Origin of the sequence: Cronobacter condimenti 1330 (assembly GCF_001277255.1) — a bacterium.
Classification (GTDB): domain Bacteria; phylum Pseudomonadota; class Gammaproteobacteria; order Enterobacterales; family Enterobacteriaceae; genus Cronobacter; species Cronobacter condimenti.
This window is the reverse complement of the sequence record NZ_CP012264.1, coordinates 2,066,032-2,089,344: the sequence shown is the minus strand read 5'-3', so window position 1 is coordinate 2,089,344 and position 23,313 is coordinate 2,066,032. Positions and strand designations below refer to the sequence as shown.

Below are 23,313 nucleotides of genomic sequence, written 5' to 3'. Positions count from 1 at the left end.
GTTACCTTCAGAATAAGGCGCGGAGCAGCGCGCGCAGGAAGGTGCGGATCTCTGTGGCAAGCTCACTGTCAGAGATGCTTAAAAACAGCATGGCGAGAACAACCGCCACGACAATCACGATAGCTTTGGTTTTGAAATGGTTATCACGACGTTTCATACGTTGTTGCTTCCTGCAGGTTCAGATAACGGGGCCGCGGGCGCGTTCGCGCGCCAGGCGGGAAGAGAGTGCCATTCGCCCGGCGGGACGTCGAACGGGTGCGCGACATCCGGCAGGCCGTTCCAGTGCGGGTGGAGCAGATCGCGGGCGAGGCGCACCGTCTGGCGAAAACTCTCATCGCCCTGCGCGATTAACGCTTCTCGCTGCTGGCGCAGCGCCAGAAACGCGGCCTCAAGGCGCAGCTGCAACCGCCGGTCAACCTGCTTAACGGCGGCGGCGGTGGCCGGGTTCAGCGTACTGACGGCAGTTTCTGCCTCAAGGAGCAGTTGCTTGCTCGCCTGCTGAAAACGCGCGGCGGCGGCTTCCAGGGCCTCGCTGCGGGGCTTATCCTGCATACGCAGCAGGTCGGCGAAGACCAGCGGCAGCGTGGTCTGGCCGCGTTCTTCCTGCGCGATAGCGTGAGCCGCCCGGACCGCCGCCGCGTAATCTTCCATCGCCACGGTGCGGTGCCCCGCCTGCCAGAGCGCGAACCCGGCCATGCGGCAGCCTTCCAGCTCGAAGAGCGGATGCGGGATCTCGCGCGCAAGCGCGGCGGCGCGGCGGTAGTGTTTCGCCGCCTCGGTGTAATTTTTATCGGCAAACCAGGCGCCCGCCTCGCCAAACGCGCCCTGCACCGCGAGCTGGCCGCGCACCGGCACATCGGCGACGCGCGCCGCTGCCGACTGTGCCTGTTGATAGTGCGCCACGGCCTGCGGCGTGTTTTTCGCCTTCAGCCACGCCCCGGCGACCAGATGATGCAGTAGCGCCTCCTGATCCGCCCAGCCGCGCCGCCGGGCAATCGGCATAGCGAGCGCCGCCCGGCTGGCAACCTGCGCGGCGCTGCCCTTTTCGAGCAGCAGCATGGCGTCGGCGAGATAGCGGCGAAACAGCAGGCGATCGCTGTCCGGGTCGGTCTGCTGGCGCGCCGTCTGCTGCATCACCTGCATCGCGTCGGGGGTATCGGTGAGTAACAACACCTGCGGCCCGTGCGCGTCAATAAGCGGTTGCCAGAGTGGTTGCTCGGTCGTGTCCGTCAGCAGCAGGCGCACGCGCGCTGCCGGGGCGGCGAGCCACTGCGCGAGCCAGCGCTGATATGCCGCGATGTCGCTGACCGCCGCCGGTTTCAGGATGACGATGAGCGTCGTGAAATCCTCTGCGTGAACGCGCGCGAAATCGTCCAGCATGGCGCAGAGAGCGGCTGTGCTGAAACACGGCAGAAAAGCCTCGCCCGTCCAGGGACGCGCGTCGGGGGTCGCCTCGACGCTTTCCAGAAAATCGTTGGCGAGCGTCTGGCTGTAGCCGTAGCCGGTCTCAAATGGCGTATCGAGCGTAATGAAAAGATCCGCGAGGCTTCGGCCTTCCGGGTGCTGTTGCAGCGCGAAAAAGCCGTTCAGCAGGCTTTCACCGCTCGCCGGCACGCGCCAGACAATAACCCTGGCCGCGCTGTTTTCTGTGCGTTCGAGCCAGCTGATTTCCAGTTCGCTGATGGCGTTTTCGGTCGGGTTTTTCGCACTCATCCGGGCATCCTGTCAGGCGTTAAGCTCGATTTTCTTGCCGTTGACCATGACGCCTGCGGCATTAATGGTGATACTGGCGCCGCCAGCGGTTATCTCGATACTGCCGTTGCTGATAAGGATCCCGCTCTCGCCGACGTTTATCTGAAACGTGGTGGTGGCGCTGTCGGCGACGCTGCCTTCGGTAAAACGGGTGTCGCCGCCGGTAATGGTCAGCGTGCGCCCCGCGCCAATAGAAACCACCTGTTTCTGGCTCACCACGCGGTTTTCATTGCGGCTAACCGTGACGTCGCGATTGCCGGTGACGTTCAGCGTCTGGTTGCCGGTGACCGCGACGGTGCGGTTTTGCTGTACCTGCACCTTTTCATTGCCGTTGACAGTACGGGTGCGATCCTGATTGACCGTCAGCGTCTGATGGCCTTCCACGGTGCCGGTGTGGTTGCTTTTCACGGTCGCCGTGTGGTTGCCGGTGATGGTTTCGTCGCGATTCTGCTCGACGCTCAGGGTCTCATTGCCCTTGACGGTTTCGGTGCGGTGCTGGTTCACCGTTGTGGTTTCGCTGCCCTGAATGGTTTTGGTGCGATTCTGGCCTACCGTGACCGTTTCGTTGCCATCCACGGTGCGGGTGCGGTTCTGCTTAATGTGGCTGGTTTCGTCTTTGCCGACGGTTTTGGTGCGGTTTTGGCCCACCGAGTGGCTTTCATCCTGCTCCACTTCGGTATCCATATTGCGCTCGGCATGAAGCCAGAACTGCTCCTCGCCGGGTTTATCCTCAAAGCGCAGGGCGTTGGCATTATCCGGCGAGCCATCTTTCGAGCGGCTCATAAAGCCCATCTGCGTGGCGGCGGCGGGCAGTTCCCAGGGCGGCATTCGCGCCTCGTTATAGACGCGCCCGATGATAATCGGCCGGTCGGGCTCGCCGTTGATAAAATCGACCACCACTTCATCGCCCACGCGCGGGATCTGAATACCGCCGAAACCCTGGCCTGCCCAGGCGCTGGAGACGCGCACCCAGCAGGAGCTGTTCTCATCGCCAGGGCTTAAGCGATCCCAGTGGAATTTCACCTTCACGCGGCCATAGCGATCCGTCCAGATAGACTCGCCCTTCGGCCCCACGACGCGCGCCGTTTGCGGGCCATAAGTGCGCGGCCACGGCGTGACGGGCGCGGGGCGAAAAGGCGTCTGCGCCGGGATCACGGTGAAATCGATCCGCTGGCGACCTTCGCCGGTGCCGCCGGAGGTATAGGGGTTCTCTTCGAAGTCATACTGCGCGCCGACGACCAGCCAGTCGGCGTTATCCGCCACGTGCGGCGCTTTGATAAGCCGGAAGGTGTGCCCCGGCGCGATGCCGCTGGCGGTGCCTGAGCCGCGCGTCTGCTGCTGTTGCGCCTGCCACGCCTGCTGGCGAATACGGGCGTAAGCTTCGCCGTCGCCGTGCTCCACAAAACGCCCCGGCCAGTCGTAGACATCGATTTTACCGGGGTTTGGCGATACCGGGTTTTGCAGGGTTTGCAGCATCCAGGCGTGTGGTTTGCGAAAGTCGTAATCGTCGGTGCTGTAAAGACCGGGCGTGACCACATGGCTTGCGGTGAGCTGGCTGACGCCCTCTTCTTCAACCACCCCGCCGCCGCTGGTGGCGTGCCAGGGGATCACATCGTAGCCCGGAAACGGCGACGCGCTGGTGTAGTCATCCATCAGCACCAGGGTGTGTCCGTCTTTATCGTGGCGGAAGAGATAACTGATGCCTTCGAGCTCCAGCAGACGGCTGACGAATTCGAAGCTGCTTTCACCGTACTGCACACAGTAATCCCACTGGCGGTAGCTGCGGGTGAGTTTGTCTTCGAGTTTAACGTCGTGTTCGGAAAAGAGCGTTTTGACGATATCCGGCACGCGCTGCTGCTGGAAAATACGGAAATTGCGATCGCGCATCATCGGCCAGAAATCGGGCTCGAGTGTCAGCTGATATACGGCGTAGCGCTTGCTGTCGAGCTCTTCGCTGCGCACCGTCACCGCGGTGATTTTACCGGTCAGGTAGCGCGGCGCGAGCGTCTGGGTGGGGATAGTCACGCTCATCGGCTGGCCCAGTAGCCGCTGCCTGTCGAGCGTGAAGTCCTCACTCAGCAGATCAAGCTGAAAACGAAAGGGCGCGCCGAGGTGCTCTTCGCCTTTCAGCGCCCAGAATAATAGCGAGTCAGGCGCGGCTGGTGATGTCGCAATAATACGATTAACCATGATAACGCCCCATGATGGTATTCATCAGAATGTCCGCATGACAAAATCCGGTTAATCGCATGGTGATATTCCCGTAATGACGCGCGAGCCTGTCTCCGGCTATTTCAAAAGAAAAAAGCAGAAGGCATACGCGTGAATTAATCGCTTTCGGGTGGTGAAGATAAAACCATACTATCGGCATTATGCCGCCCGCCTAGTGGGAAAATTCCCATTCGGCGCGGCCTGCGTACAAAGCGAGAGGCGCATCACAGGCAGACAGGCGCGAAAGGAAACAAAAAAGAATGAAACGCGTAACGCGGGCAATTAATTCATTTTGCGATTATCCCTATCGCGCGGATAAATATATTCCCCGCATATAACGGCCTTAAGTGAAATATCCCGGCCATTAAACAGCGCCGGGAAATATAAACGTCATTTATTGGCTGAGCGTTAATGATTCGCCGTCATCGCCTCAAATTGCGTGGGCGGCAGCAGCGCGAACGATTTTTTCATTTCGCGGGTTTCGGCTCCCGGCGTACGGCCAAACAGGCGGCGGAACTCGCGGTTGAACTGCGAGGGGCTTTCATAACCAACGCGCACCGCCGCCGTAGCGGCGCTGAGGTTATCGCGGATCATCAGAAGGCGAGCCTGGTGCAGGCGCACCGCTTTGATGTATTGCACGGGTGAATTGCTGGTGACCGCTTTGAAATGCGCGTGAAACGCAGGCGCGCTCATGCCCGCCTCGGCGGCAAGCGTCGCAACATCCAGACGCCCGGCGTAGTCGGCATGAATGCGTTGTAGCACACGTGAGATCCGGCCAAATTTGCCAACGCTTGCCAGCGCTGCGCGGATGGCGCCGCCCTGCTCACCCATCAGCACCCGGTAGTACAACTCTTTGACAATCGCGGGCCCGAGGATCTGCGCCTCCTGCGGGTGGCTTAGCGCGCGCAAAAGGCGCAGTGTGGCGTCAGCAAGTGGTTCGTCAAGCGGCGTGGAGAGAATGCCTTCGGGAGAGGCGGCACGCCGACCCTGCTCGCCATCGAGCGCCAGCACCAGTTCAGCCACCACTGTCATATCAAGGCGCACCGCGACGGCCAGCAGCGGCGCCTGCGGCGTGGCGTCGGTTTCAGTCGAAAACGGCAGCGGCACCGAGAGCACCAGATAATGACTGGCGTTGTAGGTATAGACATGGTCGGCGACATATCCGCGTTTACAGCCCTGGCAGACAATCACAATGCACGGCTCATAGAGCACTGGCGTGCGCGGCAGCGCGCGATCGGATCGCATAAAGCGCACGGTATCCAGCAGCGAGCGGGTATATCCCTCCTGCGGAGCCAGTTTTTCCAGTAAAGCGATCGTTTCTTGTTGTCCCGACAGCATCGTCATGGCGGCATCTCCGTTATAGGTTGTTGCAAGGATTGTGGCACGTTGCGCGCAATGCTTCACCAGGGGAAATAGGATTAGGCAATAGCCCGAGAGGAATGGCGCTGTCGGGCAGCGGCAGGCGGGCGTAGGCTTTATGCATACGGCGCCGGCAAACCCGCCGGGCCTACCAACGACGGAGTAAGCACCATGACGATGACCGACGAACGCAAAGTTATCCTGCTCACCGGCGCCAGTAGTGGGATCGGCGAAGCCACGGCGCGCCTGCTGGCGATGCAGGGCTACCGTTTACTGATTGGCGCGCGCCGCACCGACCGTCTGGCGGCGCTGTGCGAAGAGTTACGCGTTAACGGCGCGCAGATTGACTACGCCGCGCTGGACGTTACCCGACTCGACAGCATGGAGGCGTTTGTGCAAACGGCGCTCGGGAAATATGGCCAGATTGACGCGTTTATCAATAACGCGGGCGTGATGCCGTTATCGCCGCTCGCCTCGCTGAAGGTGGATGAGTGGAACCAGATGCTGGATGTGAACGTGCGCGGCGTACTGCACGGCATCGCCGCCGTATTGCCGGTGATGCAGGCGCGCAATCGCGGGCAGATTATTAATATCGCCTCGATAGGCGCGTATCGTGTGTCGCCCACCGCCGCGGTTTACTGCGCTACCAAATATGCCGTACGCGCCATTACCGACGGGCTGCGCCAGGAAAACGACGCCCTTCGCGTGACGTTAATCAGCCCCGGCGTCGTGGAATCGGAGCTTGCGACGCATATCACCGATGAGACGGCGCGTGCGGCGATGGACGATTTCCGGCGCATCGCGCTACCCGCCGATGCGATCGCCCGCGCTATCGCTTACGCCATCGAACAACCAGATAACGTGGATGTCAGCGAGATTGTTGTTCGCCCGACGGCAAGCCCGTATTAATTAATTCCCCTCGCCGGCGTTCGCGCCGGCATTTTTTTGTTTTTCCGCCCGTAACTACTCATTTCCCCCCTTTGCGGTTTTTTACAGCGCCTTTACCAGGCTGGACACTGACACGCCGCGCGTTAGCTATAGTCAAAAGCCATTACTGATGAAAATGTTAAGGAGAAACCGCCTGTGTCTTTACGTCTGTCCAGCGCGGCGCTGCTCTGCGCCCTTGTCACCCCAGCCTTCGCCGACACCCCTGCTTATGGCCCGGAACTGGAAGGATTCGATTATGGCTGGCCGGTCGAGCGTTTTACGTTTGAATCCCAGCGCCAGCCAATGCAGATGGCATACATCGATGTAAAACCCGAGAAGCCCAACGGGCGTACCGTGGTGCTGATGCATGGCAAAAACTTCTGTGCCGGGACCTGGGACACGACGCTTCGCACGCTGCGTGACGCGGGATATCGCGTTATCGCACCGGATCAAATTGGTTTTTGCAAATCGACCAAACCTGAGCGCTATCAGTACAGTTTCCAGCAACTGGCGCAGAACACCCATGCGCTGCTTGATAAACTCGCTGTGAAAAAGGCGACGATCATTGGCCATTCCACCGGTGGGATGCTGGCGACGCGTTATGCGCTGATGTACCCCGACGAGGTCGAGCAACTGGTGATGATTAACCCTATCGGGCTTGAGGACTGGAAAGCGAAAGGCGTGCCGTCGCAGTCGGTGGATGCATGGTATGAACGGGAGCTGAAAACCAACGCCGAGGGCATTCGCAAATATGAACAGAACACCTATTACGCCGGGCAGTGGAAACCGGAATATGATCGTTGGGTGAATATGCTGGCCGGGATGTATCAGGGCGAAGGCAAGGCGCGCGTCGCCTGGAACTCCGCCCTGCTTTACGACATGATTTATACCCAGCCCGTGGTCTATGAGTTTGGTCAGTTGAAGATGCCGACGCTGTTGCTTATTGGCAATAAAGATACCACCGCGCCGGGTAAAGATGCCGCGCCGCCCGAGGTGCAAAAAACGCTTGGCGACTACCCGACACTGGGCAAAGAGGCCGCGCGCGCGATCCCTCACGCCACGCTCGTCACTTTTGATGACCTGGGCCATGCGCCGCAGATCCAGGCGCCGGAGCGTCTGCATAAGGCACTGCTTGAGGGACTCAAAACGGTTAAATAATCCTCAGCCCGCCGCGCTGGCGGGCCTTTTCCTTCAGATAAACCCGTAAAATCCCTCTCTTTCTCCCTGCCTCTCCCAGGCTTTCTATACTGTTGCCGGGAGGTTCACTATGTTCAGAATATTTCGTTCGCTTTTTACCAGCCCGGAAAAGCTGGTTCATGCCGTTCATCCGGCGCATATCCAGGATGCTATCGACGAGGGAGAGCGCATTATCATTGATGAAGACGGCAATGCTTCGGTGAATATTGAATGTCTTGCCGTGCAGGAAGATTTCGCCCGTCACGTTGACATGCTGAAGAGGGCTTAAGATGGGAACGGCGATTTTTATGGTGCTGATGGTGTGCGGCTACTGGTATACCAGCCGTGACCTCTCCACCCGTTTTAAATTTATGCGCACCTCCGGGTGGGATGTCTATTTCCTGGTGGCGCTTTACGGCTGCATCTTCGTCCTGCAAGGGGTACTCGCGACTGGCCTGCTGTGGCTCGCGTTGCTTATCGTTTCAAGCGTGCTGAACGCCTTTCCGGCGTGGTCCGGCAGCGACGATTATCACTACCAGATGGCGTTTATGAACTGGAGCTTTCTCGGCATCCAGGCACCGGTAGTATTGATGCTCGGGTTCGCTATCCTGTTTTGTCTCTACCGTGCGAACTGGTCGCCCACGGCAAAGCTTGATAACAGTGGCCGACGCACACTTTACCGGACGCTCTCACGCGCCAACGGCATTGAAGGGCTGCTGTATGAGTGCATGGAAGAGGGTGAGCTTATCTGGATAACCATGAAATCCCAGCGCGTCTATATCGGGATGATCCACAGTGCGACGTTCGACAGCACCCGTAGCGACATCAGCAATCTGGTGCTGATCCCGATGCTGAGCGGCTATCGCGACAATGAAACGCTGGACTTACGCGTCGAGCATAATTACAGCGCGTGGTATGACAGTCACGATATTACGCTGCAGGCCGGGCCGAACTCGGCGCTGGCGTACCGCAAAGTCATTTTACTCAATCAGATAGAGAGCCTGTCGCTGTTCGATCCGGCACAATCACTGGCGCTTGGGATGCGAGACACGTAGCGCAAAACCGGCGGGTAACGGCTGTGCTACCCTGCCCGCTCATTACACAAAAGGTTATGCGTATGAACGACTGTCATTCCCACCTTGCGCCGGTGTCGCTCGATAAAGCGTACCGGCTCATCAATCATGGTCCGACGGTGCTGGTTTCTGCACGTCATGATGGCGTTGAAAACGTCATGGCGGCGGCCTGGGCGTGCGGACTTGATTTTGCGCCGCCTAAAGTCACAGTGGTTATCGATAAGATAGCCCGCACCCGCGAGCTGCTGGAGCGCAGCGGCACGTTTGTGTTGCAGGTGCCGACTGTCGCACAGCGCGAAATGACCTGGCAGTTAGGCACGCGTAGTCTTCATAACGAGCCGGAAAAACTTCAGCATGCAGGTGCAACGCTATTTCAGATGGACGGTGTGAATGCGCCGCTCGTCGCTGGCTGCGCCGCATGGCTTGCCTGCGAGCTGATACCTGAGCCGCATAATCAGCAGCAGTACGATCTTTTTATCGGCCAGGTGACCGCCGCCTGGGCAGATACGCGCGTTTTCCGTGATGGCCGCTGGCATTTTGAGAACGCCCCGCCGGAAATGCGCAGCCTGCATCACTTTGCAGGCGGGCATTTTTACGCTATCGGCGAGGCGTTTGCGCGCCCCGACAGCGACATCTGACACCCCCAGTGACGCGCATTTTAAAGCCAGCCTCGCTGGCTTTTTTATTGCCTGCGTACAACCGAAACCACGCTGCCCGCTTTTTTGTACTGTTAAGCTATTCAGGCGGCGCGGCGCTAACCACATATTGTTCGGATCGTTTTTAGCATGTTGTAACTAATGCGGCGTATTGTCGTTCGTTTTAGCGGAATCAGAGTTTTTATGCGCGGTTTTACGCGGTTTTTTCTCGGGCGCGCGGCGTGCAGCGTCTGTTCCTTCCCGCGCCCAACGCAACAGTTCGTGATTATCCTCCACCAGCTCTTCAGGGAGGCGGTAGTAACCGAGCGCCACCTCCTGCTGACCGCCGCTGCGACGGGTCGTGACATAGGTAAAGGGCGGGAAGCCCGCTGCAATAAACTGCGCGCGGTTCTTCTCATCAGCCTTGATATAGAGCTGCGCATCACCATCCACCAGCGCAAACATCCTGCCCGCCTGAAACAGCGCCACGCAGCCAAACATACGGCGAGTTTCCACTGCGCCGAGCGGCGCGAGTTGATCGAGTATAAACGTGACGTATTCACGAGAAACCTGCATTTCTCTCCCCTTACCCGACTCGCGGGCACTCTCTGGCCGGTTACATTAAGAATTCAGCCTGCCTGTTTCATGCAAAACGATCCCAAAACGTGACAGGGTTGCTGCGTCTGCATCCCGAACGATCCAGTGGGATCGTCTATCAGGATATTTTTTGTTCACTTTGCACATGTTATCCACAGGCAAGCGGAGCCGCAGAACAATATCTTTATGATAAATGACTAACCAATTGATAAGCAAAATGAAAACCCCTCTTCCGATCCCCCGCTTTATTCGCAGCGCGAAAATTTGGCTTAGGTCACATTTTTTAATGACTTTTTAATTTAGAGAAAACAGCCGCTTACGAATGATTAGCCGCCAATCACTTGCGAAGCACGTAATGAATGCCAGAGTTAACAATGACTTGATGATTAAGCACAGCATTGTGCCAGACACTGAAAAGGAGGATGTATGAACCGTTTTCAAGAAAAAGTGGTGGTCGTGACAGGTGCCGGGTCAGGAATTGGTGCGGCGGCAGCGCGACGGTTTGCCCGTGAAGGCGCAAGCGTCGTTTTGGTCGGGCGTACTAAAGAGAAGCTGGATAAAGTGGCGGCAACGCTAACCCAGGGCAAACATCTGGTTACGCCTTGCGATGTCTCTGATCCCGCGCAGGTGCAGGCCCTGGCTCAGCGTGTGGCCGATGAATTTGGTCACGTTGATGTGCTGGTGAATAACGCAGGCGTGATCGTGCAGGGGAAAATCCACGAGATTAAGCTTGAGGACTGGGAAACGCTGATGGGCACCGACCTTAATGGCGTCTTCTATTGCCTGCACGCGTTTATGCCAGGTCTGCTGAAGACTAAAGGTAACGTGATTAACATTTCGTCGGTGTCAGGGCTTGGCGGCGACTGGGGCATGAGCGTCTATAACGCGGCGAAAGGCGCTGTCACCAACTTTACGCGGTCGCTGGCGATGGATTACGGCGCCGACGGGGTACGCGTGAATGCTATCTGCCCGGGCTTTACCTTTACTGAGCTGACGGAAGATATGAAGCAGGATGAGGCGCTGCTGCAAAAATTCTACGACCGCATCCCGATGCAGCGTGCGGGCGAGCCGGAGGATATCGCAGATGCTATCGCGTTTCTGGCGAGTGACGACGCCCGTTATATCACTGGCGTGAATCTTCCCGTCGATGGCGGCCTGACGGCGTCAAACGGCCAGCCGAAACAGGCGTAATAAAAAAGCGGGCCATCAGGCCCGCTATATCTTTTTGCCAGCATTTTACGCTGTGGTGATGGGTGCCAGCCGCGCCCCTTGCTGGAGCGAGGCCATATCAATCACAAAGCGATATTTCACATCGCTTTTCAGCATCCGTTCCCACGCTTCATTGATTTCCTGAATGTTGATTACTTCGACGTCGGCGGAAATATTGTGCTTCGCGCAAAAGTCGAGCATCTCCTGCGTTTCGGCAATCCCGCCAATGCAGGACCCCGCGACCGTGCGACGCCCGGTAATCATCGGCAGCGTACTGACCGGCGGTTCGACATCGCCGAGTAAACCGACAAAGACCAGCGTACCGTCAATCTTGAGTGTCGCGAGATACGGGTTGATATCGTGCGCATACGGTACGGTATCGATAATCACATCGAAATGTCCCGCCACCTGGTTCATCTGTATTTCATCTTCCGAAATAACCACGTGGTGCGCGCCAAGCCGACGCGCATCCTGCTCTTTGCCAGGCGAACGTGTAAAGAGCGTTACCTCCGCGCCCAGGGCATGAGCAAGCTTCAGCGCCATATGACCAAGCCCGCCAAGACCAATGACTGCCACCCGGCTGCCTTTCCCCACTTTCCAGTGTCGCAGCGGCGACCAGGTGGTGATCCCGGCACAGAGCAGCGGCGCGGCGCCTTTGAGATCGACCCCATCAGGAATACGCAACACGAAATCCTGCGAGGCGAGGATAAGTTGCGAATAACCGCCAAACGTCAGTTCCCCGTCGTGACGATCGATGCCGTTATAAGTCTGAATGTTGCCCTCAAGGCAGTATTGCTCAAGACCCGCGCGGCACGGGTCACAGGTACGACAGGAATCGACCATACAGCCGATGCCCGCCAGATCGCCGGGCTTAAATTTTTTCACCTCACTGCCGACCGCCGTTACGCGGCCAATAATTTCGTGTCCTGGGACGATTGGATACTGGCTAAAGCCCCAGTCGTTGCGGGCCTGATGGAGATCGGAATGGCAGACGCCGCAGTAGAGGATCTCCAGCACCACATCATCTGGGCGCGGGGCGCGGCGGGTAAATTCAAAGGGGGCCAGCGGCGCCTCGGCGGTCTGCGCGGCATAGCCCAGCACTTTCATCGTCATTGTCATCTCCGGTTACGCGTATCAGCGGTGTTTATTTCTTATACTGCCCTTCGATGACTTTTGCCAGGCATCGGGCGACGACTGACGCCCGATGTCCGAGAGGGGAATCTGCTAACCGTTTGATATTACGAAAGCCTCTCCCCTCCCCCACCGCGTGCGGATTATTCTGCTTTAGGAAAATCCACCACGGTGTCGTTTACGCGGTTCACCATATTGGTAAAGAGAATCGCGCTGATGGCGCTCAGGATCTCAATGACCTGTCGGTCGTCAAAACCTGCGGTGCGCAGTGAAGTCACCTCACTTTCCGGCAGCGTACCGCGGGTCGTCACGACCGTTTTCACAAAGCGCAGTAGCGTGTCGATATGCGCGTCCGCCGCAAAATGCCCGGCGCGTAGCTCGCGGGTTTCCTGCGCGCTGTACCCGGCCTTTTTCGCCATCAGCGTGTGCGCGGCGAGACAGTAATCACAGCCCGTGGTTTCGCTCACGACCAGATTGATGGCCTCAAGCTCCCGGGCGCTCAACGCACCTTTTTTAAGCGCCATATTATGTTGCAGCGCCTGGGAGAGGATCTCCGGTGCGTTGCTGCCAATGGTGGCGTAAGCATTCGGGACTTTACCCATCGCGCTTTTCAGCGTATCAAACAGTTGGGCGGTTTTACCGGTGGCGGCGTCGGTCGCGATTGTCTGTAAACGGCTCATCATGCACTCCTTATTGACTGGATGCCCGTCGTCGGGCGTTGAGTGCATACTACGCCTGCGATGAGAGTCCATCTGCCGCGCGGCGTCTCGCCTTTTGGTCTTATCGTCTCAGGAGAGTTATGGATAGCCTCAGCCAGCTCATCACCCTGCTTGCGCCGGAAAGTTCGGTCGATTTGCACTGCCGTTTTGCCGGACGCTGGCAGTCGAGTCATGGGCAACGCCCGGTCGGCCAGATCCCCTGGCATGCCATTCTCGACGGCCATGCCCGGCTTGTGCTGCATGGCGAGGTCTTCCTTGCGCGCGCCGGCGATATTTTTCTGCTGCCCCACGGCACGCCGCACCGGCTGGAGAGTCATCAGCAAGAGGGCGTGATGGCAACGTTTCGGCGTCGTGATAAGGGTACGGTGACGGAAATGGTTACTGATGGCGACGACGCACCACTGGTGATGCTCTGTGGCGAGTTCAGTACGGGGGTGAGCGGCGCGCTGCTCTTTAGCGGGCAGCCTGCCGTGCGGCATATTGCGACAGGCGCGCGGAAGGACTGTCGTTCGCTTGCCGCGCTGTTAACGATGTTGTCTGACGAGAGCCTTAGCGAACTACCCGGTGCGGGCGCCATTGTACGTGAACTCTCATCCACCCTGCTCACGCTGGTGCTGCGCGCCTTATTAAGCGATACGCAGGAGGCGCCTGGCATGTTGCCGCTTCTTGCCGATAAACGGCTCGCGCCGGCGGTGAGCGCTGTACTGGCGAACCCGGAACAGCCCTGGACACTGGCGAGCATGGCCGCACGCTGTTTTCTCTCCCGTGCAACCTTCGCCAGACATTTCGCGAGCCGTTATCCGCTTACGCCGCAAGGCTGGCTCAGTCAGGTACGGATGGCGCGCGCCGCGCGACTGCTGGAACGTGAGCCCGACGCGATTGGGCGAATAGCGGAAGCGTGCGGCTATCTGACCCAGTCCTCGTTCAGTAAGGCGTTTAAGAGCGTGTGGGGAGTGACGCCCGGCCAGTTCCGCCAGCAGCGTCCCGTGGATTAAGGGTTATCGCGGCGCAGTGCCGCCATCATGGCGCAGAAAGCCTCGCACGACACGCCATGTGTCGGATGATCGAAACGCATGCCGAAGTCTTTTTGCAGAGATTCAAAGACCGCCGCGTCATCGGCAAGGGTGCGGCTCTCGCCATTGACATTAAGCCGGTCGTTAAGCAGCTTCAGGGGCTTTTGGCCGGGTGGGTGCAGCGCCGCCAGAAGATGATGGCGAAAATGCGATGCCGGCCAGTGGGCGATAAAGTGGTTCGCCATCAGGTAGTCTGCCGGGTACTGACGCGCCTGATCGAAGCGATAGAGCGCATGCCAGTCGTTTCCTTCTTCTTTTAGCAACAAAAACTCGCTCTGCTGGCTTTCAATACGAAACCGCCCTTCTGACCCTGCGATTTCGGCGCCGTGCGCCAGCGGGATAGGCGCGCTGAGCGTCGCTCCGCCAAAGCCGACATCCGCTATCCACGGCTCGCCATCAAGCGTCACCTGCACCAGCCGATGGGTGCGCGGCGGCATAGCGGTCGGGTCGGCTATTAATACGCGCGCTGCCAGCGCTTCAACGGCAAATCCGCATTCCGCGAGCGCCCGTGAAAACAGCGCGTTTTGTTCAAAGCAGTATCCCCCGCGCCCCGCTTCCACCAGCTTGGTAAAGATGGCGTCGTCATCCAGCAGGATTTCGCGGCCCAGTAAAACATCAAGGTTTTCGAAAGGGATTGTTGCAGTGTGGCACTGATGCAGCGCGTTAAGCGTGGCGAGCGTCGGTTGCGGCTCGCCGGTGAAGCCAATACGTGAAAAGTAGTCCTGTCTTTTGAATGCCATTACGGGTTCCTTAATCTGTATCCTTTCCGTGTTGCCTGAATGAGGATAGCTGCTTTCGCGCCGGTAAGCCGGCTCGTGTTACAGGGTATTGAATCTGATAGAAGAAAGGCCTCGCCGGGCCCGCTTAAAATAAAGCCAAACGCGCTTAATGAAGCTTGCGTAAATTCTTTCAGCCGCTTCGCTTAATAATAATAAAATAATCAGCAACATTAAATGCAGGCAGGATAAATAGCGTACAAATGCAATTATTCATTTATTGAAGTTATACACGACATCACAAGACGTCCATATTAAGAGGCTAACTGAATAATAATCATCCAGTTAATTTGACTTAAGATAACTCTCAAAAAACAGAATATCCTGGTTTGCCGCTTCCGTTCGAAAATATCTGCTACGCTTTTAAGTGCGTAACAAATTTATTAAGTCTGTAGAGACGCATAAAAAATTTCTTTACAGGTAACTATTTATTCCGGAAGAGGTGATTTATGACGACATACGAAGAACATTATCATGACTGGCTCCGTGACGCTCATGCAATGGAGAAACAGGCAGAACAGATGCTGGAATCCATGGCGTCCCGTATCGAACACTATCCGGATCTCAAGGCACGTATTGAACAGCACATCGAAGAGACTCGCCACCAGCTGCAAATCATTGATTCCGTTATAGAAAGGAACAATGTTTCCAGCTCCGTCGTGAAAGACACCATGAGCAAAATGACAGCCATGGGCCAGGCGGTTGGCGGCATGTTCGCCTCTGATGAAGTCGTTAAAGGTGCTATCAGCGGCTATGTGTTCGAACAGTTTGAAATCGCCTGCTATACCTCGCTGATTTCTGCCGCAAAAGCGGTAGGCGATGAACAAGGCGTAGTTGTGTTCCAGCAAATTCTGGAGCAGGAAATCGCGATGGCAGAATGGTGCCTGAAACATTTACCGGATGTCACGCAGCAATTCCTTAACCGTTCTGCTGCTCCCGGCGTTGAAGCGAAAAAATAATCCCCCGACTAATTTGCCTGCCAGTCCGCTGGCAGGTTTATTTTGAGTGTTGTCGTGTAAACAGGAGATCCTGATGTTCCGACATGTAAAACAACTGCAATATACGGTCCGCGTCGCGGGACCGAATCCGGGTCTGGCAAATTTATTGCTGGAGCAATTTGGTGGTCCGCAAGGCGAACTTGCCGCCGCTACCCGCTATTTCACCCAGGGCCTGGGTGATGAAGATCCGGCACGTAAAGAAATGCTGATGGATATCGCGACAGAAGAACTGAGCCATCTGGAAATTATCGGTTCCCTTGTGGGGATGCTCAACAAAGGCGCCAAAGGCGATCTGGCGGAAGCGACGGAATCGGAAGGCGAATTGTATCGCTCGATAACCGGCGCGGGGAACGACAGTCATCTGACCCAGGTGCTCTACGGAGGCGGTCCACCGCTGACCAACTCTGCCGGTGTGCCCTGGACGGCCGCGTATATCGATACGATCGGCGAAATCACGGCAGATCTGCGCTCGAACATCGCGGCGGAAGCTCGCGCGAAGATTATCTATGAGCGTCTGATTAACCTGACGGATGACCCGGGTGTGAAAGATGCGCTGGGCTTCCTGATGACCCGTGAAGTCGCCCATATGCTGTCCTTCGAGAAAGCCCTCTACTCTATTCGTAATAACTTCCCGCCGGGCAAACTGCCGCCGGTGGAACAGTACACGAATGTTTACTACAACATGTCTAAAGGCGATGACCTGCGCGGCAGCTGGAACAGCGATGAGAACTTCGAATACGTCGCCGATCCGCAACCGGCAGTGAACGGAGGTGACGGTATGATTGATATTCAGCTTTCGCCGGATCAGCAGGCAAGCGTGCTTAATATGGCGCAGCGTCTTCAGTCCGATCCGGGTATCAACCCGGTGACCGGTGCAGAGATGGGCGCGTCCGTACCGCCTGTTGAACGCCAGTCAAAAAAACCATTTGAGAAAAAGTAACGCATCCGGAAAAGACAAACCCTGCCTCGGCAGGGTTTTTTTGGCTTACATTTCATAGCCAGGTTTACGCGCCAGATGTGCTTTGTTGGGCGCAATCTCTTGATCCCACACCTGTGTCTTCCACTGGTCCGGCTGCACTTCATTAAGCGCTACCGAGACTGAACTCTCTTTGCTCTGCAGATGTTTGACGATGACCTGTGTTAACTCGTCGGCGAAGGCCTGTTGCTGAGCGTCACTGAGATCGCGCGGGAAAAATTTCACATCGATATGGGGCATTAGAGTTTCCTTAGAGTGATGTCGTTCTTCGATAATGCCTGAAAGCGGCCGCGTATTTCATGTCTTTTTCGCCACGCCCCTCTTAGTAGGTGACAACGTCACGCGTTTTTGCATTTTTTGCCGCTTAGCGTCGCAGTAGGCCGTCGCGGGTGTTGCCACCGTCTGGTTTAGGCTACTATCGGTGCCCCTGATTAAGACAATAACAGTGCAACCTGCCCGTGCCTGTCCCGTACTGGCCCGGCATTCAACCAGGAAACGCGTATGAACCTTAACGACATTATTCGCACACGCCATACCAGCAAAGCCTATGACAACAGCCGTAAGCTGACGACAGAACAGCAACAACAACTGCTGGATCTGCTGCGCTTTAGCCCTTCCTCTGTGAACTCGCAGCCGTGGCATTTCTTTGCCGTCACCAGCGATGAAGGCAAAGCCCGCATCCTGCCTGCGCTCATGGACGCAAACCAGGTCAAAGCAAGCAACGCCGCCATGACCGTGGTATTCACCATCAAAGAAGAGCTGAACGAAGCGCATCTGCTGCAACTGCTTGAAAAAGAACAGCAGGATGGCCGTTACCCGAACGAAGAAGCCCGCGCCGGCAATGATAAAGGCCGCCGCTATTTTGTGGGCCTGAACAGTGAAACCCCGGAACAGCAGCGCGAGTGGATGACCCGCCAGGCCTATCTCGCCCTCGGCTTCCTGCTGCTGGGCGCGGCCGCGATGGGCCTTGATGCAACCCCTATCGAAGGTTTCCACCCGGAGAAAATGGACGAGGTGCTGGGGCTTAAAGAAAAAGGCCTGCGCAGCGTGGTCGTGGCGACGATTGGTTATCGCAGCGATGCCGATTTCAATGCCACCCTGCCGAAATCCCGCCTGGATCAGGATGTGGTTATCACGCAGCTTTAAGGTGCGCGATGCATGACAAGGCCGCCCGAGGGCGGCCTTTTTTATGGCCGGGCGTGTTCCAGTTCCTGCACTATCTGGTAGGCCGCCTTCACGCGGTCGTCATTCGGAAACCATTTATTGGCGAGCATAATCAGCGCGATGCGCTTTTCGGGAATAAACACCGCGTAGGCGGAAAATCCGTTTGTTGAGCCAGTTTTATTATACCAGGCGGCCTGCGGCGCGTTTTGCGGCGGCGTAATGACCGTCGCGCTAAGCCCTTTCATGATCCGCTGGCTGCTGTTGCCGGCAAGTAACGTCTCAGGGGATGACGGCCACGGATAATATTCCCACATCATACCCTGCGTAAATTCACCGCTGCGGTAATAGCCCTGGTGCGTGGCGTCAAGTGCGGCGCGCCAGCGTGGGGAGACCTCGCGCTCGCCAAGCTGAATCTGCAGATAACGCAACAGGTCGGCGCTGCCCGATTTTAACCCGTAGGATTCAGCGTCCAGCGGGCCGGGCGTGACCCGTACCGGTTTATCATCCTTGTTATAGCCCTGCGCGTAATCTTTCATGGCCGCGGCAGGCACATTCACATAACTGTGTGTCATGCCGAAATCGGCAAGCAGCCCCTGCTCCATCAGTTCGCTGAAGGGTTTATCCAGCGCGTTTGCCGCGATCATTCCAAGCAATCCGATACCGAGGTTTGAGTACACCCGCACGGTGCCCACAGGCTGTGCTGGCTGCCAGGCACGGTACCACGCCATCAGTTGCGGCGTATTTTTTACGGTATCCGGCACAAACAGCGGCATCCCGGAGGTATGGGTGGCGAGATTCAGCAACGAGACGCCATCCAGCGCGCTGCCTTTCAGTTCCGGGAGATAGTGGTTAGCAGGCGCGCTGAAATCGAGCTTACCTTCTTCATGGGCGTAAGCCGCAAGCGTCGCGGTAAACGTCTTACTGAGCGAGCCAATCTCAAAGAGCGTGTTTTCATCCACCGGCGTGCGGGTTGCCTTCGACGCCACGCCGTAATGCCAGTAGTGTGCTTCGCCATTCACTGACACGGCCACCGCCATGCCCGGGATCTGGTAATGCGCCATCAGGGGTTTTATTACGTCATCCGGGGGCGCAACGGTCGCGGCCTGCGCGCTCCCGGCGACCATCATCATCGTTAACAGTACACGTGCCTGACGTTTCATCGGCTCTCCTCGCCACGGTTTTGCAGAAAAACCGTCATTATCAGGGTTTTCTTTCCCGTGGCAATATGGCAGTGCGCTGCGCGTTAATTCACCTGTTTTTGCACACGATGCAGGCAACATCCCCGGCGACGTTATGGGCTAATAAGTTCTGGTTCACACCCTCACTGGTAGGCTTTGCGAAGTCCGGAATTTGAGGTTAGGATGCTGCGCCATGTTTTGTCTTATCCGCACAACATAATCACAGGAAAGACGGACATTTGCCGTACAAAAAACCAACACAGGCAAACGTTTGGTTGGTTTACGGCGGGCGGTTATTTTGGCTCGTTCAGGTTCAGACAGGACTACAGGAAAACCAATGAAAACAACGAAGCAAAACGCGGCTGAGCATCGCGCTGCGAAAAGACGCTGGTTGAACTCTCATGAAGAGGGTTATCACAAGGCGATGGGCAACCGTCAGGTGCAGATGATAGCGATCGGCGGTGCCATCGGGACCGGCCTGTTCTTAGGCGCAGGCGCACGACTTCAGGCCGCTGGCCCCTCGCTCGCGCTGGTCTATCTCGTGTGCGGCATCTTCTCGTTCTTTATCTTACGCGCGCTGGGCGAACTGGTGCTCCACCGCCCGTCGAGCGGCAGCTTTGTATCTTACGCCCGTGAGTTTCTCGGCGAAAAAGCCTCTTACGTCGCAGGCTGGATGTATTTCGTAAACTGGGCGATGACCGGTATCGTCGATATCACCGCCGTGGCGCTCTATATGCACTACTGGGGCGCGTTTGGCGATGTGCCGCAATGGGTGTTCGCACTTGGCGCGCTGGCGATTGTCGGCACCATGAACCTCATTGGCGTGAAGTGGTTCGCCGAAATGGAGTTCTGGTTCGCGCTGATTAAAGTGCTGGCCATCGTGGTGTTTCTTATCGTGGGCGTGGTGTTTCTTGGTACCGGTAAACCGCTTGACGGCAATGCCACCGGCTTTCATCTGATAACCGACAACGGCGGTCTCTTCCCGCACGGCCTGTTGCCGGCGCTGGTGCTGGTGCAGGGCGTAGTGTTCGCCTTCGCCTCTATCGAGCTGGTCGGTACGGCGGCGGGCGAATGTAAAGATCCGCAGACCATGGTGCCGAAGGCCATCAACAGTGTTATCTGGCGTATCGGCTTGTTCTATGTGGGCTCCGTAGTGCTGCTGGTGCTGCTGCTGCCGTGGAACGCCTACCAGGCAGGACAAAGCCCGTTTGTGACCTTTTTCTCCAAACTCGGCGTGCCGTATATCGGCGACATCATGAACATGGTGGTGCTGACCGCCGCGCTCTCAAGCCTCAACTCTGGCCTTTACTCCACCGGCCGTATCCTGCGCTCGATGTCGATGGGCGGCTCTGCGCCGAAGTTTATGTCGAAGATGAGCAAATCGCAGGTGCCGTTTGCAGGCATTCTGGTGACGGTCTGTGTTTACGTCGTCGGCGTATTCCTGAACTATCTGGTGCCTTCGCAGGTGTTTGAGATTGTCCTGAACATCGCGTCGCTCGGCATTATCTCTTCCTGGGCCTTTATCGTGGTCTGCCAGATGCGTCTTCGCAAAGCCATCAAAGAAGGCAAGGCCGATGACGTGGCCTTTAAGCTGCCGGGCGCGCCGTTTACCTCCTGGCTGACGCTGCTGTTCCTCGCCACCGTCCTGGTGCTGATGGCATTCGATTACCCGAATGGCACTTACACCATCGCTTCTGTTCCGCTCATCGCCGTGCTGCTGGTAGCGGGCTGGTTTGGCGTGCGCAAGCGTGTGAATGAAATTCAAAGCACCGCGCCGCAGCAACATCCGGAATAACGTGTCCGTCGTGACGGTCGTGAAAAAGGAGCCATCAGGCTCCTTTTTTATGCGTACTATTACTGGTAGTTGCCCGAAACGCCGCCGCGCTGCACGCTGTTGCGCTGCAAAAGACACAAGGAATCGTTATGAAATCCGCCTACTGGCGAAGCCTCGCCCTCTCACCACTCTGTTTCGCTCTGTCCGCCGCCGCCGCGTCCCCGGCGCGCGATGTCTTCAGCCATAAAGACTGGTCAATGGTGTGCGATAACACCGGCACCTGCCGGGTCGATGCCTATGAAGCGAACGACGGCACCGGCGGCTCGCTGCTGCTGACCCGCAAGGCCGGGCCGAACGCGCCGGTGAGCGCCAGGATGCGCCTCGGTGAAATGGACGAGGGTCTCAAACCCTCGCAGGGCGCGATGCACCTGAAAATTAACGGCCAGGATCTCGGCACGCTGAAGGAAAATCGGGAAGACGAAAGCTGGCAGCTTAGCGAAGCACAGATAGCGCCGCTGCTGAAAGCCGTCAAAGGCAGCGGCGGCGTGGTGTTTGCCTCAAATAACCGCCAGTTCGAACTGTCGGCGGACGGCGCTAACGCTGTGCTGCTGAAGATGGATGATGTTCAGGGCCGTATCGGTACGCCGGGCGCGCTCGTGAAAAAAGGCGATAAACCGGAAAGCGCCGTTCCGGCGCCGGTGCCAGCGCCAGTCATTCATGCCGCCGCCGTAAGCCGCAGTGAACCGGTCACCCTCACTGGCGCGGCGCTCAACGCGCTGCTGCCGCGTCTTAAGGCCACCAAAATCGACGGCGATGCCTGCGACGGGCTGAGCGATGACGATTTGCGTAACGAGCCGGTCACCGTCACCCCGTTGAGCAACGGCAAAGCTGTTGTTGCCGCCACCTGCTGGCGCGCCGCCTATAACGAAGGTATGGGCTTTTGGGTCATCGATGAGGCGCTCAAAGGCAAGCCGACGCTGGTTACGATAAGCGGCAGCGACTACGACCGGGGCACTATCATCTCCGTTCAGCGCGGGCGCGGCATCGGCGACTGCATGGGCGGTGAAAACTGGACGTGGAACGGCGAGTCATTTGTGAAGAGCGATGATTATCGCACCGGCGAATGCCGGCTCATTCGCGCAGGCGGCGCGTGGGAAATGCCCACCTGGGTCACAACCGTGATTCCGGCAAAATAATTTGCCGGGCTGCAATACGGCACACGCCGAAGATACTCGCCGCCTCGCGCAGTCCGTCAGCATGCCGCACTAAAAAAGCCCCGCCGAAGCGGGGCTTTTTTTACAGCGCGATGCGAAGAACATCATCCGGGCTGGTCGCTTCCTGCTGGCGGCTGGAAGCCTGTTTAACGGTGACAAAAAGCGTGTTGCCATCCGCAGAGAGCGCCAGGCTGTTAGGATGTACCGGCGTCTTAATGGTTTTGGTGACAACGTAACGCTTAGTGTCAATAATGCTGACGCTGCCCGCGTCGCGGTGCGTCACATAGACTTCATTACGCGCCGGATTGAACAACACGGCAAGGCCGTTCGGCACGTCAATGCGCTTCATCACGTCGCCGGTACGGGTATCGACCACCAGCAATTGCGGCTGTTCGGAATCTGCCACAAACGCGCGATGGCTTGCCGTATCAAGACTCAGATTAATAAAGAAATGCGCTTTACCGTCATCTGCGAGTTTTTTACGGGTGAGCACCTTGTGGGTGGCGGTATCAATGGTGATGAATTCGCCGTCGGCGTTGGTGGTGTATAACCGCTTCGCGGCCGCATCCAGCGCGAGGCCTGCGCTAAACGTGCCAAGCCCGGTAATGATGTCGCGCTTTTTCAGCGTCTCGCCATCCACCACCCAAATCTCGCTTTCGTTGCCGATGCCGCCGATGTAAACCGTATTGGTGGTCTCATCCACCGCCAGCTCGCGCGGCTGTAGCGGTTTAACACTTTCCGAGCGGGCACGTCCATCAAGCACCAGACGCCCTTTCACCTCACCGGTTTTCGCGTCAATCGCTGTCACCGCGCCATTCACGGTATTACCGAACCACAATGTATTGGTTTTGGTATTAATGGCAGCGCCGAACGGTTTGAGATCGTTATGCATCACCTGAGTGATGTCGAGCGTCGTCGGATCAAGACGATACACCACCCCGCCTTTATCGAGCTTACGGCTCTGCGACGTGGCCACAAACAGCGCCTGTTCCGTCGGGCTGTACGCCATCTCGTAGGCGCCTTTGCCAACTGGCTTGCGCAACATCTCCTGCGCGGCATGCGTCGTGAATGTGGCAAACGTGCTGGCAAACAGCAGCGCGCCGAGCAGCGCGCGCGGCGTGGAAAGGTGACGTAACTGCATAAGAACTCCCTTTTTGGCAAACAGATTGGGCTGCATCACATTGAATCCAAAAGCGTTGCACGGCCCTGCCGTGCTTTTAATTATGAATGAGAATAATAATCATTATTTCTGTGAAGGGAAGCCTTTTTATGACAGACCCACGCCGACATGTCGTCTACGCTTAGAGAGTTAACGCAACGTGCCGTTTAGTTTTTCAAAAATTTACATAACGTTTAAGATTACGTCACAGA

23 protein-coding genes are annotated in these 23,313 nt (G+C 57.3%); 12 read left to right on the top strand and 11 right to left on the bottom strand.

Features of this window, described 5'->3' with window-relative positions; all coding sequences use genetic code 11:
- Positions 1 to 7: 7 nt before the first annotated feature.
- From AFK62_RS22580 to AFK62_RS09555, 4 genes are all read right to left on the bottom strand, one after another.
- On the bottom strand, positions 8 to 157 hold the full coding sequence (locus AFK62_RS22580; protein WP_007675185.1) for a hypothetical protein: 150 nt from the start codon (positions 155 to 157) through the stop codon (positions 8 to 10).
- Entirely contained in the window at positions 154 to 1,713 is a 1,560-nt protein-coding gene (locus AFK62_RS22575) for a tetratricopeptide repeat protein (protein WP_007675182.1), read from the bottom strand. The genes AFK62_RS22580 and AFK62_RS22575 overlap by 4 nt, the downstream gene beginning before the upstream one ends.
- A gap of 12 nt (positions 1,714 to 1,725) precedes the next feature.
- Entirely contained in the window at positions 1,726 to 3,942 is a 2,217-nt protein-coding gene (locus AFK62_RS09560; RefSeq protein ID WP_007675179.1) for a type VI secretion system Vgr family protein, read from the bottom strand.
- Between the two features lie 429 nt (positions 3,943 to 4,371).
- On the bottom strand, positions 4,372 to 5,307 hold the full coding sequence (locus AFK62_RS09555) for an AraC family transcriptional regulator (RefSeq protein ID WP_007675173.1): 936 nt from the start codon (positions 5,305 to 5,307) through the stop codon (positions 4,372 to 4,374).
- A gap of 186 nt (positions 5,308 to 5,493) precedes the next feature.
- On the opposite strand from AFK62_RS09555, the gene AFK62_RS09550 reads away from it, so the two are divergent.
- The 5 genes from AFK62_RS09550 to AFK62_RS09530 all read left to right on the top strand — a co-directional run bounded on the left by AFK62_RS09550 (position 5,494) and on the right by AFK62_RS09530 (position 9,136).
- Positions 5,494 to 6,231, top strand: a complete 738-nt coding sequence (locus AFK62_RS09550; RefSeq protein ID WP_007675165.1) for an SDR family oxidoreductase — start codon at positions 5,494 to 5,496, stop codon at positions 6,229 to 6,231.
- A gap of 174 nt (positions 6,232 to 6,405) precedes the next feature.
- Positions 6,406 to 7,407 carry an alpha/beta fold hydrolase gene (locus tag AFK62_RS09545; RefSeq protein ID WP_007675160.1) on the top strand — a complete coding sequence of 334 codons (1,002 nt, stop codon included), beginning with the start codon at positions 6,406 to 6,408 and terminating at the stop codon, positions 7,405 to 7,407.
- A gap of 109 nt (positions 7,408 to 7,516) precedes the next feature.
- Positions 7,517 to 7,714 (top strand): hypothetical protein, encoded by a 198-nt coding sequence (locus AFK62_RS09540; protein ID WP_007675158.1) that lies wholly within the window; start codon positions 7,517 to 7,519, stop codon positions 7,712 to 7,714.
- 1 nt (position 7,715) lies between these two features.
- On the top strand, positions 7,716 to 8,480 hold the full coding sequence (locus tag AFK62_RS09535) for a hypothetical protein (RefSeq protein ID WP_007675157.1): 765 nt from the start codon (positions 7,716 to 7,718) through the stop codon (positions 8,478 to 8,480).
- 62 nt (positions 8,481 to 8,542) lie between these two features.
- Positions 8,543 to 9,136, top strand: a complete 594-nt coding sequence (locus AFK62_RS09530) for a flavin reductase family protein (protein WP_007675155.1) — start codon at positions 8,543 to 8,545, stop codon at positions 9,134 to 9,136.
- A gap of 156 nt (positions 9,137 to 9,292) precedes the next feature.
- Here AFK62_RS09530 and AFK62_RS09525 read toward each other — a convergent pair whose 3' ends face one another.
- Positions 9,293 to 9,709, bottom strand: a complete 417-nt coding sequence (locus AFK62_RS09525) for a TfoX/Sxy family protein (RefSeq protein ID WP_007675152.1) — start codon at positions 9,707 to 9,709, stop codon at positions 9,293 to 9,295.
- A gap of 447 nt (positions 9,710 to 10,156) precedes the next feature.
- Here AFK62_RS09525 and AFK62_RS09520 point away from each other — a divergent pair, with 447 nt between their 5' ends.
- Complete coding sequence (locus AFK62_RS09520) at positions 10,157 to 10,921, top strand: SDR family NAD(P)-dependent oxidoreductase (RefSeq protein WP_007675151.1); 765 nt, start codon at positions 10,157 to 10,159, stop codon at positions 10,919 to 10,921.
- Between the two features lie 45 nt (positions 10,922 to 10,966).
- On the opposite strand, the gene AFK62_RS09515 is transcribed toward AFK62_RS09520, so the two are convergent.
- The gene (locus AFK62_RS09515) at positions 10,967 to 12,052 is read right to left on the bottom strand and encodes an NAD(P)-dependent alcohol dehydrogenase (RefSeq protein WP_007675149.1); all 1,086 of its coding nucleotides are present in this window, start codon (positions 12,050 to 12,052) and stop codon (positions 10,967 to 10,969) included.
- Between the two features lie 161 nt (positions 12,053 to 12,213).
- Entirely contained in the window at positions 12,214 to 12,750 is a 537-nt protein-coding gene (locus AFK62_RS09510) for a carboxymuconolactone decarboxylase family protein (protein ID WP_007675147.1), read from the bottom strand.
- A gap of 119 nt (positions 12,751 to 12,869) precedes the next feature.
- On the opposite strand from AFK62_RS09510, the gene AFK62_RS09505 reads away from it, so the two are divergent.
- The gene (locus tag AFK62_RS09505; RefSeq protein WP_007675145.1) at positions 12,870 to 13,784 is read left to right on the top strand and encodes an AraC family transcriptional regulator; all 915 of its coding nucleotides are present in this window, start codon (positions 12,870 to 12,872) and stop codon (positions 13,782 to 13,784) included.
- On the opposite strand, the gene AFK62_RS09500 is transcribed toward AFK62_RS09505, so the two are convergent.
- Positions 13,781 to 14,602 (bottom strand): arylamine N-acetyltransferase family protein, encoded by an 822-nt coding sequence (locus AFK62_RS09500; protein WP_007675144.1) that lies wholly within the window; start codon positions 14,600 to 14,602, stop codon positions 13,781 to 13,783. The two genes, AFK62_RS09505 and AFK62_RS09500, sit on opposite strands and share 4 nt — an antisense overlap.
- Before the next feature lie 485 nt (positions 14,603 to 15,087).
- On the opposite strand from AFK62_RS09500, the gene AFK62_RS09495 reads away from it, so the two are divergent.
- Positions 15,088 to 15,597: a ferritin-like domain-containing protein gene (locus tag AFK62_RS09495; RefSeq protein ID WP_007675142.1), complete on the top strand. Its 510-nt coding sequence runs from the start codon at positions 15,088 to 15,090 to the stop codon at positions 15,595 to 15,597.
- 73 nt (positions 15,598 to 15,670) lie between these two features.
- A complete protein-coding gene (locus AFK62_RS09490; RefSeq protein ID WP_007675140.1) occupies positions 15,671 to 16,576 on the top strand; it encodes a manganese catalase family protein in 906 nt (301 codons plus the stop codon).
- 45 nt (positions 16,577 to 16,621) lie between these two features.
- Here AFK62_RS09490 and pptA read toward each other — a convergent pair whose 3' ends face one another.
- Positions 16,622 to 16,852, bottom strand: coding sequence for a tautomerase PptA (gene pptA, locus AFK62_RS09485; protein ID WP_007675138.1), 231 nt, complete (start codon positions 16,850 to 16,852; stop codon positions 16,622 to 16,624).
- Positions 16,853 to 17,113: 261 nt separating this feature from the next.
- On the opposite strand from pptA, the gene nfsB reads away from it, so the two are divergent.
- Positions 17,114 to 17,758 carry an oxygen-insensitive NAD(P)H nitroreductase gene (gene nfsB / locus AFK62_RS09480; RefSeq protein ID WP_007675134.1) on the top strand — a complete coding sequence of 215 codons (645 nt, stop codon included), beginning with the start codon at positions 17,114 to 17,116 and terminating at the stop codon, positions 17,756 to 17,758.
- Positions 17,759 to 17,799: 41 nt separating this feature from the next.
- On the opposite strand, the gene ampC is transcribed toward nfsB, so the two are convergent.
- On the bottom strand, positions 17,800 to 18,936 hold the full coding sequence (gene ampC, locus AFK62_RS09475) for a class C beta-lactamase (RefSeq protein ID WP_007675122.1): 1,137 nt from the start codon (positions 18,934 to 18,936) through the stop codon (positions 17,800 to 17,802).
- Positions 18,937 to 19,291: 355 nt separating this feature from the next.
- On the opposite strand from ampC, the gene ansP reads away from it, so the two are divergent.
- The gene (gene ansP / locus AFK62_RS09470) at positions 19,292 to 20,749 is read left to right on the top strand and encodes an L-asparagine permease (RefSeq protein WP_007675118.1); all 1,458 of its coding nucleotides are present in this window, start codon (positions 19,292 to 19,294) and stop codon (positions 20,747 to 20,749) included.
- 128 nt (positions 20,750 to 20,877) lie between these two features.
- A complete protein-coding gene (locus tag AFK62_RS09465) occupies positions 20,878 to 21,924 on the top strand; it encodes a DUF1176 domain-containing protein (RefSeq protein ID WP_007666965.1) in 1,047 nt (348 codons plus the stop codon).
- A gap of 100 nt (positions 21,925 to 22,024) precedes the next feature.
- Here AFK62_RS09465 and yncE read toward each other — a convergent pair whose 3' ends face one another.
- A complete protein-coding gene (gene yncE, locus AFK62_RS09460; protein WP_007666968.1) occupies positions 22,025 to 23,083 on the bottom strand; it encodes a 7-bladed beta-propeller protein YncE in 1,059 nt (352 codons plus the stop codon).
- Positions 23,084 to 23,313 lie beyond the last annotated feature (230 nt).